This window comes from Variovorax gossypii, from assembly GCF_003965815.1.
GTDB lineage: Bacteria > Pseudomonadota > Gammaproteobacteria > Burkholderiales > Burkholderiaceae_C > Variovorax > Variovorax gossypii.
Window position 1 is genome coordinate 820,264 of record NZ_RXOE01000001.1, and the last position, 16,275, is coordinate 836,538.

General features: G+C 66.5%; 13 protein-coding genes and 1 tRNA gene. 7 read left to right on the forward strand and 7 right to left on the reverse strand.

The window, feature by feature from the left end; genetic code table 11:
* Positions 1-32 precede the first annotated feature (32 nt).
* Positions 33-2,648 (reverse strand): GH92 family glycosyl hydrolase, encoded by a 2,616-nt coding sequence (locus EJP69_RS03720; protein WP_240652024.1) that lies wholly within the window; start codon positions 2,646-2,648, stop codon positions 33-35.
* Positions 2,649-2,901: 253 nt separating this feature from the next.
* On the opposite strand from EJP69_RS03720, the gene EJP69_RS03725 reads away from it, so the two are divergent.
* The 6 genes from EJP69_RS03725 to EJP69_RS03750 all read left to right on the forward strand — a co-directional run bounded on the left by EJP69_RS03725 (position 2,902) and on the right by EJP69_RS03750 (position 10,042).
* Entirely contained in the window at positions 2,902-3,879 is a 978-nt protein-coding gene (locus EJP69_RS03725) for a LacI family DNA-binding transcriptional regulator (RefSeq protein ID WP_126468762.1), read from the forward strand.
* Between the two features lie 504 nt (positions 3,880-4,383).
* The gene (locus tag EJP69_RS03730; RefSeq protein ID WP_206169280.1) at positions 4,384-5,751 is read left to right on the forward strand and encodes a carbohydrate porin; all 1,368 of its coding nucleotides are present in this window, start codon (positions 4,384-4,386) and stop codon (positions 5,749-5,751) included.
* A 203-nt stretch (positions 5,752-5,954) separates the two neighbouring features.
* On the forward strand, positions 5,955-7,163 hold the full coding sequence (locus tag EJP69_RS03735; protein WP_420824201.1) for an ABC transporter substrate-binding protein: 1,209 nt from the start codon (positions 5,955-5,957) through the stop codon (positions 7,161-7,163).
* Between the two features lie 12 nt (positions 7,164-7,175).
* Positions 7,176-8,051, forward strand: coding sequence for a carbohydrate ABC transporter permease (locus EJP69_RS03740; RefSeq protein ID WP_126468764.1), 876 nt, complete (start codon positions 7,176-7,178; stop codon positions 8,049-8,051).
* Positions 8,044-8,895 (forward strand): carbohydrate ABC transporter permease, encoded by an 852-nt coding sequence (locus EJP69_RS03745; RefSeq protein WP_126468765.1) that lies wholly within the window; start codon positions 8,044-8,046, stop codon positions 8,893-8,895. Before EJP69_RS03740 ends, EJP69_RS03745 begins: the two co-directional genes overlap by 8 nt.
* A gap of 19 nt (positions 8,896-8,914) precedes the next feature.
* The gene (locus tag EJP69_RS03750; protein ID WP_126468766.1) at positions 8,915-10,042 is read left to right on the forward strand and encodes an ABC transporter ATP-binding protein; all 1,128 of its coding nucleotides are present in this window, start codon (positions 8,915-8,917) and stop codon (positions 10,040-10,042) included.
* Here the strand turns inward: EJP69_RS03750 and EJP69_RS03755 are convergent.
* From EJP69_RS03755 to tolB, 6 genes are all read right to left on the reverse strand, one after another.
* Positions 10,039-10,662, reverse strand: a complete 624-nt coding sequence (locus EJP69_RS03755) for an endonuclease V (protein WP_206169281.1) — start codon at positions 10,660-10,662, stop codon at positions 10,039-10,041. The two genes, EJP69_RS03750 and EJP69_RS03755, sit on opposite strands and share 4 nt — an antisense overlap.
* Positions 10,663-10,683: 21 nt before the next feature.
* Positions 10,684-10,759: transfer RNA gene (locus EJP69_RS03760), tRNA-Lys, on the reverse strand.
* Positions 10,760-10,809: 50 nt separating this feature from the next.
* Positions 10,810-11,637, reverse strand: coding sequence for a tRNA threonylcarbamoyladenosine dehydratase (locus EJP69_RS03765; RefSeq protein ID WP_420824202.1), 828 nt, complete (start codon positions 11,635-11,637; stop codon positions 10,810-10,812).
* A gap of 46 nt (positions 11,638-11,683) precedes the next feature.
* Positions 11,684-12,433 carry a tol-pal system protein YbgF gene (gene ybgF, locus EJP69_RS03770; RefSeq protein ID WP_093195363.1) on the reverse strand — a complete coding sequence of 250 codons (750 nt, stop codon included), beginning with the start codon at positions 12,431-12,433 and terminating at the stop codon, positions 11,684-11,686.
* Entirely contained in the window at positions 12,433-12,948 is a 516-nt protein-coding gene (gene pal / locus EJP69_RS03775; RefSeq protein ID WP_093195364.1) for a peptidoglycan-associated lipoprotein Pal, read from the reverse strand. The genes ybgF and pal overlap by 1 nt, the downstream gene beginning before the upstream one ends.
* 28 nt (positions 12,949-12,976) lie before the next feature.
* Positions 12,977-14,203: a Tol-Pal system beta propeller repeat protein TolB gene (gene tolB, locus EJP69_RS03780; RefSeq protein WP_218152970.1), complete on the reverse strand. Its 1,227-nt coding sequence runs from the start codon at positions 14,201-14,203 to the stop codon at positions 12,977-12,979.
* 254 nt (positions 14,204-14,457) lie between these two features.
* Here tolB and msbA point away from each other — a divergent pair, with 254 nt between their 5' ends.
* Positions 14,458-16,242 carry a lipid A export permease/ATP-binding protein MsbA gene (gene msbA, locus EJP69_RS03785; protein ID WP_126468768.1) on the forward strand — a complete coding sequence of 595 codons (1,785 nt, stop codon included), beginning with the start codon at positions 14,458-14,460 and terminating at the stop codon, positions 16,240-16,242.
* Positions 16,243-16,275: the final 33 nt, after the last annotated feature.

Below are 16,275 nucleotides of genomic sequence, written 5' to 3' on the forward strand. Positions count from 1 at the left end.
GGCAGCCCTGCCCGCGAACCTCGTCCGGCCGCTCACATCGCACCCGCGGCGGTTGCCTTGGTGTAGTCCGCTGCCGGGCCGGAAGGAGGCGCCAGCGCGGGGTCGGAGGCCCAGTCGGTGGGCGTGGTCGACAGCTTGAAGGAAAGCGTTCCGCCGTCCTTGATCCTGTCGAGCGGCAGCCATGAACCCGCGTAGGTCGTGCCGTTGAACTTCATCTCTGCGATGTAGCGCACGTTGTCGATCAGCGCCTGCCTGTCGGCCTCGATCCGCAGCTTCTTTCCATTGCCCAGCCAGAGATCCATGCCCGAGAACTGCGGCGTGGAAACCGCCAACCCCGGCGCAGACGGAATCACCGGGTACAGGCCCATCGCGGCCCACACGTACCAGCCCGAAGTCGCGCCCATGTCGTCGTTGCCCGGCAGGCCGGCCGGATCGATGCTGAAGTTCTTCCGCATGATGACGGGGATGATGTACTGCGCGTACTTCGCGGAGCCGATCCAGTTGTAGGCCCACGGCGTCTGGAACGCCGGCTCGTTGCCGATGTAGTAGCCGTCGGAGCCTTCGCCGCCGTTCAGGTCCTGGCCGCTGGGCTCGGTGCCGTTGAACGGGTCGGCCGCGTCGAGCGAGAACAGCCTTGCGAGGCGGTCGAGCGTGCCGTCCTTGCCGCCCAGCTTCTTGGCGAGCAGGGTCCAGTCGTACGCGAAGGTCCACAGGTAGTTGGCCTCGGTCGATTCGTGGAAGACGCCGTCGCTCCAGTCGCCCGCGGCGGTCTTCGACTTCAGGGTCTTGCTGCTGTCGTCGAAGATGTTCTGCCAGTTGCCCGCGCGCTTGAACACCGTGTCGATCACGCTCTTGTCCGTGGCCCTGGTGGCGGGCAGCGCATCGAGGAAGGCGCCGACGGAGCGGTCGGTGGTGATGGCCTCCAGCGTGGTCGACGAGGGGTTGTCGTAGCCCCTGTCGGAGGGAATCCAGCCGAGGCTCATGTAGTCGGCCAGGCTGTCGCCGGGCTTGCCGATGGAGAACTTGTCGTTGCACTGGCCCTTGGGGTTGGTGACGGCCTGCAGCATGTACTTGCGCGCCATGTCGAGGTCGAACTTGCGCGCGCCGAAGACGTAGGAGCCGGCGACGACGGTGGGCGCGTGGTCGCCGTTCATCGGTGTGGTGTCTTCGCTGCCGTCCACCCAGTGCGGGAAGGCGCCGCACTGCTGCGCGTCGGCCACCAGCGACTGCATCATCTCGCTGGCCTCGTCGGGTGCGATCAGGGCCAGCAGCTGGGCCTGGCTACGGTAGGTGTCCCACATCGAGAAGCCGCTGTAGTGCGTCTTGTAGCCGGCGTCATTGCCGTCGAGCTTGAACTTGTAGTTCGCGACGTTCTCGGTCGCCCGGGTCGGCAGCACGTTGCCCGACTGCGAAAGATCCACCTGCTTCATGCTGCGGTACTCGCCGTTGACGTCGCTGTACACGGTCGGGCCGCTGTAGACCCTGTAGAGGGCCGTGTAGAACTTCTTCAGCTGCGTCCTGGCGTCGTCCTGCTTCTTCACGTCGAGCTTGTCGATCTCGCCCTTCTTCGCGAGATCGAGCTGCACGACGTTGAGGCGGCTGTTCCAGTCGGCTGCAGCGGCCGCCTTCACCGTGTCGAAGGAGGCGTCGAGGTTCTCGGCTTCGAGGTTCTTCTTCGCGTTGTCGGTGCTGACCGAGGAGATGCCCACCCTCACCTGCACCGTGAGGTCGGCATCGGCCAGGTCGAACTGCAGGACCGCCGCCTTTCCCGAGACGGCGGAGGCCGGCTTCAGCGGCTTGTCGAAGGTCGCGTAGTAGTACACGGGCTGCTTCCACGTGCCGCCGCAGAACTCGTTGGCGACCGCGGTGCCGGTGACCGACTTGCGGTCGGCAGCCAGCGCGACGTTCGTCAGGCCGGTGTAGGAGATGCCGTTCTGGTTCGGGTTGTTGCGGGCGGAGTCGATGACGAGAAAAGCCTTGCTCTTGTCCGCATAGCTGAACCTGGCCATGCCGGTGCGCGTCGTCGCGGTCAGCTCGCTGGTGATGCCGTTGTTGAACTTCACCTTGTAGTAGCCGGGGCTGGCCGACTGGTTCGCCTTTGCGTAGGCGAGGCCGCCCGAGGGAATGCCGGTGCCGGCGTCGTTCGGCAGGATGGCCACCGCACCCTGCCCCCGGCAGCCGGGGCCGTTGAGGTGGGTCATGCTGAAGTAGCGGATGGCCGTGTCGTCGTAGTAGTAGCCGCCCGAGCCGTAGCCCCAGGGCGATCCGCTGCCCCGGGTATCGGGGCCGAAGCTCACCATGCCGAACGGCGCCTGCGCGCCGGGATTGACGTTGCCCGAGTGGCCGCTTCCGGTGTTGGAGATCTTCGTTCCGACGAACAGGTCGACGTGCTCCGTGAGCGCGATGTCGACGCGCTTCTCCTGCCCTGGCACCGGCGTGGTCGTGCCGCCGTCGGGGCGCGGGGTGGTTCCGGTGTCGGCGCCGCCATCTGCCGGGGGCGTGGGAGCGGTCGTGGTTGTCGTGGCCGTCGCTGTCGGGCCCGGCGGCACCGAGAAGCCACCAGAGCCGCCACCGCCACAGCCCCACAGCACCGACGCGGCCACCATGCCCGCGGCCATGGTCCTGCCGTACGAGATCTTCTTTTCCATGTCGTATGTCTCCCTGTTGCCTGTACATCGCCCGCTGTCGCCGGGGCGCCGAACGGGCGCAGTGTATGTATGGCCCCCACGCCGGCGGTCTTGTGATTTCCCGGACGAAACACGGCGTTGGCAGGGAAACAAATCAGCGCGCTTCCCCTTTCGGGCAGCGGCCTCGCGCGTGCAGCAGTGCCTCGACAACGCCGCGCCGCCACCATGAAAATGACGCCCTTCCTCACCGCGACAGTTCATCCCAAGGAGCTACATGCCCGTAACCATCCGCGATGTGGCCGAGGCCTCCGGCGTCTCCATCAGCACCGTATCGCGCGCATTGAAGAACCAGCGCGGCCTCTCCGACGAGACGCGCCGCATGATCCGGCAGGTGGCCCGCGACATCGGCTACAACGCGGCGCGCCTGCGCGGCGCCAAGGCAAAGCAGCTGGCCTTCATGGTCCACAGGCAGCACAGCCACTTCTCGACCAACCCCTTCTTCTCCGACGTGCTGCACGGCGTCGAGGAAGCGTGCCGCAGGTTCGGCATCGTGCCCACGCTGCTGACATGCGGGCCCACCGACCCCATCCGCGAGCAGCTGCGCATGCACGAGCCCGACATGATCCTCGCGGCCGGCTACTTCGAGAGCGAGGTGCTCGACATGGTGGCGGGCCTCGACCTTCCGATCGCGCTGATCGACTTCTCGCAGGGCGACCTTCCGTCCGTGAACCCCGACAACGCTGTGGGCGGCTACATGGCCACGCGGCACCTGCTGGACATGGGGCGCAAGCGCGTCGCGTACATCTCGGGCTCGCTGGCGCACGTGAGCATCCTGGAGCGCGCGCAAGGCTACCGCCGCGCGCTGTTCGAGGCCGGCATCCTCGCCGACCCCGAGCTGGAAGTGGTGGCGCCCACCGGGCAGCTGCACGACCTGGGCGCATCGGCTGCGATGCAGCAGCTGCTGCGGCTGCGCAAGCCGCCCGATGCGGTGTTCGCGTACAACGACGCCGCGGCGCTGGCGGCGCTGCGCACCTGCAGGCAGGCGGGCCTCTCGGTGCCGGGCGACATCGCCATCGTCGGCTTCGACGACACCCTCGCCGCCGCGCAGGCCGATCCGCCGATCACGACTCTGCGCGTGGACCGGCAGGAGCTCGGCCGCTTCGGCGTCGAGCTCGTGCTGCAGGGCGCCTCGATGCCCCGGCTCAACACCCTGCCTGTCGAGCTGATCGTGCGGGCCAGCACCAGCGGCTGAGGCTCTTTCTGCCGCTGCGCCGGGGCCCTTCACCCCGGCGTTTTTTGCGCTGCCAACGCTGTGTTTCGTCCGGGAAATCACAAGATCGCCACGCGAAACCCCGCTCCTACACTGCGTGCCGTCACACGTCGGGTCCCCTCGGGAGGCCGGCCTTCCGACAACGAGAGACACGGTTCACGCAGCACAACAAGAGGAGACACAGCACATGGCAGCGAACTGCATGCACGACCGGCGGATGCCTGAACACGGGCTTCCTCGCCATGTCGCTGTGCGTCCATCCTTTCATCACGAACGCCGCGTGCCCTGCGCACGCCCTGCCTGTCGCCCGATGAAGCGATAGCGCGCCCCGCGTCCCTCTTCCCCTCCTTCCGTCCGAACGCGCCTGAACGCGACACCGCCGGCTTCGACCGGCGCGGGACCGCTTTTGTCCGAAGCGGGCGGACGGGCTTTTTCTTCTTTCTTTTCACGCCTTCACAACAACCACACTGACCAAGGAGACTCCCCGTGAAACCCAAGCTGAACCGGATCACCGCCGCGGCCGTCGTGCTGCTCGCAGGCATGCACGGACTGGCCCATGCCCAGTCCGCCGACACACCGACGGACGCGCCACCCGAGGCCGAGGTGAAGTCCGACCCCACCAAGGACTTCGTCAAGAAGGTCAACGACGCCACCGGCCTGGAGTTCTGGGGCTACGGGCGCGGCGGCTTCTACAGCTCGGGCAAGGGCAAGCCCAAGGGCGGCTATTCGCTCGGCGGCGACCTGCAGAAGTACCGCCTGGGCAACGAGGGCGACAACTACCTCGAGTTCGGCATCGGCAAGCGCTTCGACCTCGGCGACGGCATCAAGTGGGGCGTGTTCTACATGCCCACCATCTACAACGGCAAGAGCGGCACCGCGCAGGCGTACTTCTCGCTCAGCGGCATCTTCGGCAACAGCGCCACGCTGTGGGCCGGCCAGCGCTACCACCGCGTGCAGGACGTTCACATCGTCGACAAGTGGGTGGTGGAAGACGGCGACAACTACGGTGCCGGCATCGACGACATCCCGCTGGGCGGCCTCGGGCGGCTCAACGTGGCGGTACACACCGCCGACTCGGTCGACAACAAGAGCGGCAACCCCAACAACGCCAAGCGCATCAACGTGCAGTGGCGCGACATCCCGACCAACCCGGGCGGCAAGCTCACCATCACGGGCGGGCTGATCTCGGGCGACTTCGCCAAGGGCAAGGACGGCGGCGCGCTCGGCCTGATGCACGTGCAGAAGAACTTCCTGCTGCCGGGGCTGAACAACATCTTCATCGCGCAGGCTTCCAACGGGCATTCGTCGCTCAGCGGCAAGTTCTACAACCTGGACAACAGCACGACCACCACCGGCTTCCTGCTGCCGGCGGGCATCGGCCAGTCGGACGCCTTCCTGTTCGCGCCGCTGGTCGAGCGCACGGTGATCACGCCGCAGCCCGGCGCGAAGCAGCGCCGCATCCTCGACTCGATGGACTTCCAGATCGGCCGCTTCGGCGGCCAGACGCTGGTCGGCTACCAGACCACGCGGCCCGACAACGGCCCCGAGACGCGCGACTTCACGCTCGGCGGGCGGGTGTCGTACGGCATCGCCAAGTACACCAAGCTGCTGGCCGAGCTGGGCACGACGCGCCGCAGCACCGACGGCCAGCCGAAGCAGACGCTGAACAAGGGCACGATCGCCGTCGCCTTCTCGCCGAACACCGACTTCTGGACCCGGCCCGAATTCCGCCTCTACGCCACGCGCGCGAGCTGGAACAAGGCCGCGGCCGACACCAACGCCGGCACCTTCGGGGCCAACGGGCGGCGCAGCGCGACCATCTTCGGCATCCAGATGGAAGCCTGGTGGGAGTGAGCGGGCGAATGGCGATCCCGCACGCCCTCCTGGCGGCGCTCTTGTTGCGCTCGCAACGCTGTGTTTCGTCCGGGAAATCACAGCGCGCGGCCCCGAAGGGGCTGCCTAAACTGCCGCCGGCTCCGGAATCCGGCAATCCAGACAACAGAAGAGACAAGCAGATGAACACATCCCGATTCGCCATTGCCGCCCTGTGCCTCGCCATGGGAAGCGGCGCCGCCATTGCCCAGCAGCAGAGCGTGGAAGTCCTGCACTGGTGGACCTCCGGCGGCGAGGCCGGCGCGCTCAACGTGCTCAAGGGCAACCTCGAGAAACAGGGCGTGAAGTGGAACGACATGCCCGTGGCCGGCGGCAGCGGCGAAGCCGCCATGACCGCGCTGCGGGCGCGCGTGACCTCGGGCAACCCGCCCACCGCCTCGCAGATGCTGGGCTTCGACATCCTCGACTGGGGCAAGCAGGGCGTGGTGGCCGACCTCAACGCGCTCGCCCAGAAAGGCGGCTGGGACAAGGTGGTGCCCCCCGCGCTGCAGAAGTTCTCGAAGTTCAACGGCAAGTGGATCGCCGCGCCCGTCAACATCCATTCGACCAACTGGGTGTGGGCCAACCAGGCGGTGCTGGCCAAGGCCGGCGTGACGGCCGAGCCGAAGACCTGGGACGAGTTCATCGCCGCCGCCGAGAAGGTGCAGAAGGCAGGCTTCGTCGCCATCGCGCACGGCGGCCAGCCATGGCAGGACGCGACGCTGTTCGAGAGCGTGGCGCTGTCGACCGGCGGCATCGACTACTACCGCAAGGTCTTCATCGAGCTCGACGGCAAGATCATCGCCTCGCCGACCACGGAGAAGGTGTTCCAGCGCATGAGCCAGCTGCGCAAGCTGGTCGACAAGGACTTCTCGGGCCGCGACTGGAACGTGGCCTCGGGCATGGTGATCGGCGGCAAGGCCGGCTTCCAGGTGATGGGCGACTGGGCCAAGGGCGAGTTCGTCAACGCCAAGCAAACGCCGGGCAAGGACTTCGCCTGCTTCCGCTTTCCTGGCACGCAGGGCGTGGTCACCTTCAACACCGACCAGTTCGTGATGTTCAAGATGAAGGACGCCGACAAGGAGGCCGCGCAGCAGAAGCTGGCCGCCGCGATCATGGAGCCGGGTTTCCAGTCGGCCTTCAACGTGGTGAAGGGCTCCGCGCCTGCGCGCACCGACGTGTCGGACACCGCCTTCGATGCTTGCGGCAAGAAGGCCATCAAGGACGTGGCCGAGGCCAGCCAGGGCAACACGCTGGTCGGCTCCATGGCGCACGGGCACGCGGTGCCGGCTTCGATCAAGAACGCGTTCTACGACGTGATCACGCGGCACTTCAACGGGCAGCTCGACGACAAGAAGGCGGTGGCGGCGCTGGCATCGGCGGCAAAGAACTGATCCCTGCCACTCTTGAAAGCTCACGACAACCTGCTCCCCCGGCTCCTGCTGAGCCCCAGCGCCCTGCTCGTGCTGGTCTGCGTGTACGGGTACATCATGTTCACGGTGTACCTGTCGTTCACGGCGTCGACCATGCTGCCCACCGCCGAGTGGGCAGGCACGGCGAACTACCAACGGCTGCTCGGGCTGGAGAACTGGGAGGTGTCGCTGCGCAACCTCGCGGTGTTCGCCGGCCTCTACATCGTCATCGCGATGGTGCTGGGGCTGGCGCTGGCGATCCTGATCGACCAGAAGATCCGCGCCGAGGGCGTGCTGCGCTCCGTCTTCCTCTACCCGATGGCGCTCTCGCTGATCGTCACCGGCACGGCCTGGAAATGGCTGCTCGACCCCGGCGTCGGCCTGGAGCACACGCTGCAGAGCCTGGGCTGGAGCAGCTTCTCCTTCGGCTGGATCAAGGACGGCGACATGGCCATCTACTGCGTGGTCATCGCCGCCGTGTGGCAGACCTCCGGCTTCGTGATGGCGATGTTCCTGGCCGGCCTGCGCGGCGTGGACAGCGAGCAGATCAGCGCCGCGCGCGTGGACGGCGCGCGCACCTGGCAGATCTACGCGCGCATCGTGATCCCGCAGCTGGGGCCGGTGTTCGTCTCGGCCTTCGTGATCCTGGCGCACATGGCGATCAAGTCCTACGACCTGGTGATCGCGCTGACCAACGGCGGGCCGGGCCGCTCGACCTGGCTGCCCTCGGTCTTCATGTACCAGTACACCTTCGCGCGCAACGAGATGGCGGTGGGCGCGGCGAGCTCGGTGCTGATGCTGATTGCGATCAGCGTCGTGGTGGTGCCCTACCTGCTGCGCGAGATGCGGGGAGCGAAGAACAATGGCTGAGAAAAGCCTGCGCCTTGCGCTCTACGCGCTGCTGGCCGTGATGGCGCTGGTGTTCCTGATGCCGGTGTACGTGATGGTCGTCAACTCGCTGAAGCCGCTGGAGGAGATCCGCAACGGCAACCTGATGACGCTGCCGCTCGACTGGACCCTCGCGCCCTGGCGCGCCGCCTGGAGCACCGCGCAGATCGGCGTGCAGCCCACGGGGCTCAAGCCCTACTTCATCAACTCGTTCCTGCTGGTGGTGCCGGGCGTGGTGCTGTCAACGCTGATCGGCGCGGTGAACGGCTACATCCTCACGCAGTTCAGGGTGCGCGGCGCGCACCTGCTGTTCGCGGCGATGCTGTTCTCGGTGTTCATCCCGTTCCAGATCGTGCTGATCCCGATGGCCAAGACGCTGGGCCTGCTGGGCATCGCGGGCACGGTGACGGGGCTGGTGTTCGTCAACACGGTGTACGGCATCGGCTTCACCACCCTCTTCTTCCGCAACTACTACGCCGCGTTTCCGCAGGAGCTGGTGCGCTCGGCGCGCATGGACGGCGCGGGCTTCTTCGGCGTGCTGTGGCGCATCCTGTTGCCCAACAGCACGCCGATCATCGTGGTGACGGTGATCTGGCAGTTCACCAACATCTGGAACGAGTTCCTCTTCGGGGCCTCGTTCAGCGACTACAGCTCCTTCCCCATCACGGTGGCGCTGAACAACCTCGTCAACAGTTCCACGGGGGTGAAGGAATACAACGTGCACTTCGCGGGCGCCTTCATCGCGGCGCTGCCGACGCTCATCGTGTATCTGGTTTCCGGCAAGTACTTCGTGCGCGGCCTCATGGCCGGCTCGGTCAAAGGCTAGTTAGCTTGTTAGGTAGTGAATGGCATCCCTGGACTTGATTGGCATCCGCAAGAGCTTCGGCCCTGTACATATCCTGCACGACATCTCCATCGCGCTGGAAGACGGTGAGTTCCTCGTGCTCGTCGGCCCCTCGGGCTGCGGCAAGAGTACGCTGATGAACATCATCGCGGGGCTGGAAGAGCCCACCGAAGGCCGGCTGCAGCTCAACGGCGGCGACATCACGCGCGCAGCACCGGCCGAGCGCAACATCTCGATGGTTTTCCAGTCGTACGCGCTCTACCCCAACATGACAGTGGCGAAGAACATCGAGTTTCCGCTGGAGATGCGCAAGGTCGACCAGGCCACGCGCGCCGAGCGCGTGAAGAAAGTCGGCGAGCTGCTGCAGATCGGCCACCTGATGGACCGCAAGCCGCGCCAGCTCTCCGGTGGCCAGCGCCAGCGCGTGGCGATCGGGCGTGCGCTGGCGCGCGAGCCGCAGCTCTATCTGTTCGACGAGCCGCTGTCCAACCTCGACGCGCAGCTCAGGCTGGACATGCGCACCGAGATCAAGAAGCTGCACCAGCGGCTCAACGCCACCATCGTCTACGTCACGCACGACCAGATCGAGGCCATGACGCTGGCCACGCGCATCGCGGTGATGAAGGGCGGCGTGCTGCAGCAACTGGGTACGCCGCACGAGGTCTACAACCGGCCGGCGAATACCTTCGTGGCGAGCTTCATGGGGTCGCCGCGGATGAACCTGCTGAAGATGCGGATGGCGAGCGAGCGGCATGGCGAGTTGCAGCTGGTGGGCGGCGATGGCGGTGTCGGGGCTACGGCGATCAAGCTGCCGCCGGGTGTGCTGTCCGCGGTGCCGCAGGTCGTACTGGCCGGGCGGGACGTGATCGTCGGACTGCGAGCCGAGGCCGTGGACCTGGCCGCCGGGAGCATGGAGCCCGGCCCCTCGCATTGCCATCTGGAAGCGCGTGTGCAGGTGGTCGAACCGACCGGCGCGGACACGCTGGTGCTGCTGGACATCGACGGGCATGACTTCACGGCGCGGCTGCCGCCGGATGTGGCGCTGTCGGCTGGCGCTCGGGCCCGGTTTTCTGTCGATCTGGCGAAGGTGGTTTTCTTCGATGTGGAGACTGAGCAGCTGATCGCCTAGCCTGCCGCCCGAGCAGGATCGGACCCCATGCCTCTTCGAGCCACTCCGTCGACATGCTTGAGCATGTCCGGCAGCCTGTGCTTTCCCGCCATCGACAACACCCGGCGCTTCGCTTCGTCGCAGGTCATTCCGGCCGCCGTGACGAAGAGCGGCCGGCTGCTGCCCCCGCGAAAAAGGAAGGCCTCCAGCGGAACACCGAGGTACTTCGTCTTCGCCACGCCGACGACCGGTACCGCTCGCTCCAGTTTGTTCCAGAGCGCTGCACCGAGGCCATCCCGCGGCGGATCGCCGAGAGTCACATAGCCGTCGACGACGATGCATTCGAGGGGCTCGCGGACTTCCTTCAGCACAGCCTCGATGCACGGCAGCTCGCGCCGGAAAAACTCGCCGGGAACATACTCGGCGACGGCAGGAATGCGAACGACGATCTCTCGCGCCGCAACAGCATCGCTCCAGTTACGAAGCAGCACGCCGGCAGCTACACCGCCGGCGCCCTGGTAGTCGACATCAACCGCGAGTATCACTGTCGTGTCCTGGCATGGGCTGCTCCACTGCGCGGGCTCCCAACTCGCCCCGGATTTCACATCGACCATGAAAAAATCCTCAAGCGTCGCAGGCACTTGAGGATTTTGAAGGGGGTCTGGTAGGACGTACTGGATTCGAACCAGTGACCAACGGATTAAAAGTCCGCTGCTCTACCAACTGAGCTAACGTCCCGGAACCATTTTTTGCTTTTTACCGGAAGTGATATCCGGCAAAGCCAAAGATTATAGCGCGACGTTGGACGCGATTTTGTCCAGAACCCAACCTGCCGCGCATTGACCGAAAGTCGCGGTCACGCTGACCACCGATCCGTAGCCGTGGCAGTTGAGCGAACCGTCGCCGCTTTCGATGGCGCACGAGGCATCCGGCGGGGCCACGCTCTCGCGGCTGAACACGCAGGCAACGCCGATCTTGCGGCCCTCGCGCGGGGCGCCGTGCTCCTTGCGCAGGCGCTGGCGGAGCTGGGCCAGCAGCGGGTCGTGCGTGACCAGCGACAGGTCTTCGATGTCGACCTTGTGCGCCTGCCGCTTGCCGCCCGCTGCGCCGACCGTGACGAAGCTGCTGCGGGACGCGCGCGCCCATGCCGCCATGGCCACCTTTGCCTTCACCTGGTCGCAGGCGTCGATGACGGCCGTTGCCGGTCCGTTCGCAGCCTGCGCAGCCTCGAGCAGCGAAAGCCAGTTGCCGGGCTCGACGAAATCGTCGATGGCCTGCACCTTGCACTCGGGGTTGATCTGCGCGATGCGATCGCGCATGGCCTCGACCTTGGCCTGCCCCACGGTCGCGTCCAGCGCATGGATCTGGCGGTTGATGTTCGACTCCGACACGTGATCGAGGTCGATCATGGTCAGCCGCCCCACTCCGCTGCGCGCCAGCGCCTCGACGGCCCACGAGCCCACGCCGCCGATGCCGACGACCAGCACGTGCGCATCACGGATGCGCGCGGCGCCGACCACGCCGTACAGCCGCTCGAGCCCGCCGAAGCGGCGCGCAAAGTCAGGCGCCGCGGTGTCGGTGACGACATCCGCGGCGGCTGGAGGAAGAGTGGTGATGGACGCGTTGGCGATGATGGTGCTCAAGCGGAATGCTCCGCCCGCATCAGCGCAGGCGCGAGAGACGTTCGCGGCCGGCCTGCGCGGCTTCCGACTGCGGGTAGGCCTTGGTCAGGTCTTCCAGCGTGCGGCGCGCGGCGCGCGTGTCCTTCAGCTCGATCTGGCAGTTCGCGATCGACAACACGGCCTCGGGGGCCTTGGCATGGTCGGGCGCGAGCGAGAGCATGGAGCGAAAGTTCGCGATGGCCTCGTTGTAGTTGCGCGTGGCGTACTGCGCATTGCCCAGCCAGAACAGCGCCGAGGCGTTGTAGCCGCTTTGCGGGTAGCGCTTGACGAATTCGGCGAACGCGGTCTGCGCCTGCGCGAACTGGCCCGAGCGGAACACGCCGAGGGCGGCCTCGAAATCGGCCTTTTCCTTCGGGTCGGCATTGAACTCGCGGCCGTCCACCGACACCTTCGAAGGCTCGCTCTGCTTGAGCTTGTCGTCGATGGTGGTCTGGCGCGACTGCATTTCGCTCAGCGTGCGCGTGAGCTGCTCGTTCTGGCCGGTCATGCGAGCCAGGTCGCCTCGCATCTGCTCGATCTGGTTCTGCAGGTCGAGCAGGCTGCGGCGCAGCTGGCCGTTTTCGTCGGTCAGCCGCTGGTCGGTCTGCTGGCGCATGGCCTCGACGCGCTGGCGCAGGTCGAGGATGGCGCGGCGAGCCTCGTCATCCTCGAACAGCGCGGCCTGCGACGCCGCCGAGACGCAAAGCAAGGCAGCGGCCAGCGCCGCGCCTCTCAGCATGACGCGTGGCATCACCGGGTGTAGCGGATTTCGGCGCGACGGTTCTGCGCCCAGACTTCTTCACCGGAGCCGGTGACGGCAGGCTTTTCCTTGCCGAAGCTCACGGCCTCGATCTGGTTGTCGTTCACGCCCAGCAGGGTCAGCGCGCGACGCACGGCTTCGGAACGCTTCTGGCCCAGCGCAAGGTTGTACTCGCGGCCGCCGCGTTCGTCGGTGTGGCCTTCGATGGAGATGCGACGCTGCGGGTTGGCCTTCAGGAACCTGGCGTGGCCGTCGATCACCGACTGGAACTCGGGCTTGACCGTGTAGCTGTCGTAGTCGAAATACACGATGCGCGCCACGCCCACCGGACCCTGCGCGGTGCCCGCGGTCGGATCGATGGTGACAGGAGCCACGGTGCTGGCGCCCTGCTGGCCGCCGGCGGTGCCGGAACGGTCGGTCACCGGCGTTTCGTTGAGCTTGGTGCCCGACGAGCAACCGGCGATGAGAGCCACGATGGCCAGCGAATAGATCGTACGTTTCAACATTTTTGAAAACTCCTCAAATAAACCTTAGTCATTGCTTTTGAAACGGACCCCAGTCCGGTTCCCTGATGTCTCCCGCCTGTCCCGCCAGTCGTGCCTTTATTTTTCCATCGAGCGTGGTCGTCATCAGGGCTTCGCGGCCCTGCAACTGCGTTGCGTAGACGATCAGCTTGCTGTTCGGAGCAAAACTCGGACTTTCGTCCGCGGAGGTGTCGGTGATCGCGCTGACGTTGCCGGTTGCCAACTCCATCACGTGGAGTTTGAAGGCGCCGCCCACTCGCGAGATGTAGGCCAACCACCGGCCATCGCCGCTGACAGACGGAGAGATGTTGTAGGTGCCGCTGAAGGTCACCCGGGTCGGACTGCCGCCGCCGGCGCTCATCTTGTAGATCTGGGGAGCACCGCCGCGGTCGCTCACGAAGTAGATCGTGCCGCCGTCGGCCGAGTACACCGGCTCGGTGTCGATGCTGGAACTCTGGGTCAGGCGGCGCGGTTCGCCGCCGCTGGCCGGAATGGAGAAAAGCTGCGAGCCGCCATCGCGGCTGAGCGTGACGGCGAGCGAATTGCCGTCGGGCGCCCATGCCGGAGCGCTGTTGGAGCCCTTGAAGTTCGCGAGCAGGCGACGCTGGCCGGTGGCCACGTTGTGCACGTACACCACGGGCTTGCGCGACTCGAAGGACACGTAGGCCAGTTGCTGGCCATTGGACGACCAGCACGGAGAAATGATGGGTTCGGGGCTGGCGAGTGCGGCCTGGGCGTTCTCGCCGTCGGCGTCGGCCACCCACAGCGAGTAGCGGCTGCCGGCCTTCGTGACGTAGGCGATGCGGGTCGAGAAGATGCCCTTTTCGCCGGTCAGCTTCTCGTACACGTAGTCGGCGATGCGGTGCGAAGCCAGGCGCAGGTCGCCCTGGGGAACTGTGTAGCTCTGGCCACCCAGGTCCTGGCCCTTCACCACGTCCCACAGGCGGAAACGCACGTCGAAGCGGCCGTCGGCCAGACGCGTGACGCTGCCGACCACGAGCGAATCGGCCGTGCGCTGGCGCCACAGGGAAAGATCGGGGCGCGATGCCTCGTCGAGAGCCTGGCCCGAAGCATCGACGCCACGGAACTGGCCGCTGCGCTCCAGGTCGGCCTGGACGATGTCGGAGATCTTCTGCGGGGAGGATTCCTGTCCCTTGAAGGGAACGAGCGCGATCGGCAACTGCGTGAGCCCCACCCCGGAAACCTCGACCCGGAACTGGGCCAGAGCGGGAATCATGGGGGTGGCAGCGAGGGCCGCTATGACTGTGCGGCGTGCAAATAGCGATGAAGAAGGAGTTGGAATTTGAGCTGGCAACGGCTTGTTCATGCGGTTCGGAGAGGTTTCGGGGTGAAAAGTTCTCCCCTGCTTCAACGGGCCACATGTTACACACTGGCTTGGGGCCGCCGTCACAAAACGTTTATCCGTCAGCGCAGTCCTACAGACGCGGCTGCGGCAAGCCCCGCACGAGGGGCCCCGTAGAATCCGCCGCCATGCAAGCATCCCCCGGCGGCGAGAACGCACGCCCTCCCCTGATGCGCCGTCTGGCGCGACTCATGACATGGTTCGGCGGCTCCCGCCAATGGTGGGCTCTCGGATTGAGCGGGGCACTGCTGGCAGCCATCACGGAGCCGCTGATGGCTGCTCTGCTGAAGCCCCTGCTCGATCGGGGCTTCACGCGCGGCGAGATGCCTCTGTGGTTCGTGCCCGCCGCCGTGCTGCTGCTGTTCGCGGTGCGCGGCATCGCACAGTTCATTTCCCAGTATGCGCTCTCGCGCATCGCCAACGAAGGCATGCAGAAGCTGCGTCGCGTGCTGTTCGAGCGGCTGCTCGGCGCCGAGCTCGCGCTGTTCGCCCGGCAATCGGCCAGCGCCTTGTCGAACACGGTGGTCTATGAAGTGCAGACCGGCGCGATGCTGCTGGTGCAGGCGTTGCTCGGCCTCTCGCGCGACGGCTTCACGCTGGTTGCCCTGCTGGGCTACCTGATCTACCTGAACTGGAAGCTCACTCTCATCGTCGCCTTCCTGGTGCCCAGCATCTCCTGGATCATGAAAGTGTTTTCCAAGCGGCTCTACCGCCTTACCCAGCAGGGCCAGCAGGCCACCGACGAGCTGGCCTACGTGGTCGAGGAAAACGTGCTCGCCCACCGCGTGGTGCGGCTGCACGGCGCGGAAGGCGCACAGGGCCGCCGCTTCGAGCAGCTGAGCCAGCGCCTGAACCGGCTGGCCGTGAAATCGACCATCGCGCAGGCGGCCACGACGCCGCTCACGCAGATGATGGCCTCGCTGGCGCTCTCGGTGGTGGTGATGATCGCGCTCTGGCAAAGCGGCAAGCAGGGCTTCACCGTGGGCGGCTTCGTCGCCTACATCACGGCCATGCTGATGCTGATCGCGCCCATCCGCCGCCTTGCCGAGGTGGCCGGGCCGATCACGCGCGGCCTCGCCGCGCTGGAACGCGGGCTGATCCTGATCGACGACGTGGCACCCGAGTCGCAGGGCACATTCAGCATCGAGCATGCCCAGGGCCGCATCGAGCTGCGCAACGTGCGGGTCAGCTACCGCGGCGACGACGAGCAGCGCGCGCTCGACGGCGTGAGCCTGACCATCGAACCCGGCCAGGTGGTGGCCTTCGTCGGCCCATCGGGGTCGGGCAAGACCACGCTGGTCAACCTGCTGCCGCGCTTCGTGCAGCCCAGCGGCGGCCAGGTGCTGCTGGACGGCCACGACACCAGCGAATGGCAGCTCAAGAGCCTGCGCGCCCAGTTCGCGATGGTGAGCCAGGACGTGGTGATGCTCAATGAGACACTCGCGGCCAACGTGGCGCTGGGCGCCGAGATCGACCGTGAGCGCGTGATGGAATGCATAGCAGCGGCCAACCTGAGCACGCACGTCGAGAGCCTGCCACAGGGCCTCGACACGGTGCTGGGCCACAACGCCACCCAGCTCTCCGGCGGCCAGCGCCAGCGCCTCGCCATTGCCCGCGCGCTCTACAAGAACGCGCCCGTGCTGCTGCTCGACGAGGCCACCTCGGCGCTCGACACCGAATCCGAACGGCTTGTGCAGGACGCCCTTCAGCGCCTGATGCGGAACCGCACCACGCTGATCGTGGCGCACCGCCTCTCGACCATCCAGCACGCCGACCGGATCATCGTGATGGAACAGGGCCGCATCGCCGAGCAAGGCAGCCACGAGCAGCTCATGGCGCTCGACGGGCTCTATGCACGACTGCAGACGCTGGCGATGCGCAGCGCCTCGCCGGGGCAGGATCCGACGCTCTGATCCCGTTCGGCAGCGTGACCGTCGGGTAAGCCT

What these genes read in the sequence shown, in the direction of transcription:
- ybgF (WP_093195363.1), bottom strand. Translation starts at nt 12,433, where the DNA reads ATGCCACGCGTCATGCTGAGAGGCGCGGCGCTGGCCGCTGCCTTGCTT.
- EJP69_RS03720 (WP_240652024.1), bottom strand. Translation starts at nt 2,648, where the DNA reads ATGGAAAAGAAGATCTCGTACGGCAGGACCATGGCCGCGGGCATGGTG.
- pal (WP_093195364.1), bottom strand. Translation starts at nt 12,948, where the DNA reads ATGTTGAAACGTACGATCTATTCGCTGGCCATCGTGGCTCTCATCGCC.
- EJP69_RS03750 (WP_126468766.1), top strand. Translation starts at nt 8,915, where the DNA reads ATGGCATCCCTGGACTTGATTGGCATCCGCAAGAGCTTCGGCCCTGTA.
- msbA (WP_126468768.1), top strand. Translation starts at nt 14,458, where the DNA reads ATGCAAGCATCCCCCGGCGGCGAGAACGCACGCCCTCCCCTGATGCGC.
- EJP69_RS03745 (WP_126468765.1), top strand. Translation starts at nt 8,044, where the DNA reads ATGGCTGAGAAAAGCCTGCGCCTTGCGCTCTACGCGCTGCTGGCCGTG.
- EJP69_RS03735 (WP_420824201.1), top strand. Translation starts at nt 5,955, where the DNA reads ATGGGAAGCGGCGCCGCCATTGCCCAGCAGCAGAGCGTGGAAGTCCTG.
- tolB (WP_218152970.1), bottom strand. Translation starts at nt 14,203, where the DNA reads ATGATTCCCGCTCTGGCCCAGTTCCGGGTCGAGGTTTCCGGGGTGGGG.
- EJP69_RS03725 (WP_126468762.1), top strand. Translation starts at nt 2,902, where the DNA reads ATGCCCGTAACCATCCGCGATGTGGCCGAGGCCTCCGGCGTCTCCATC.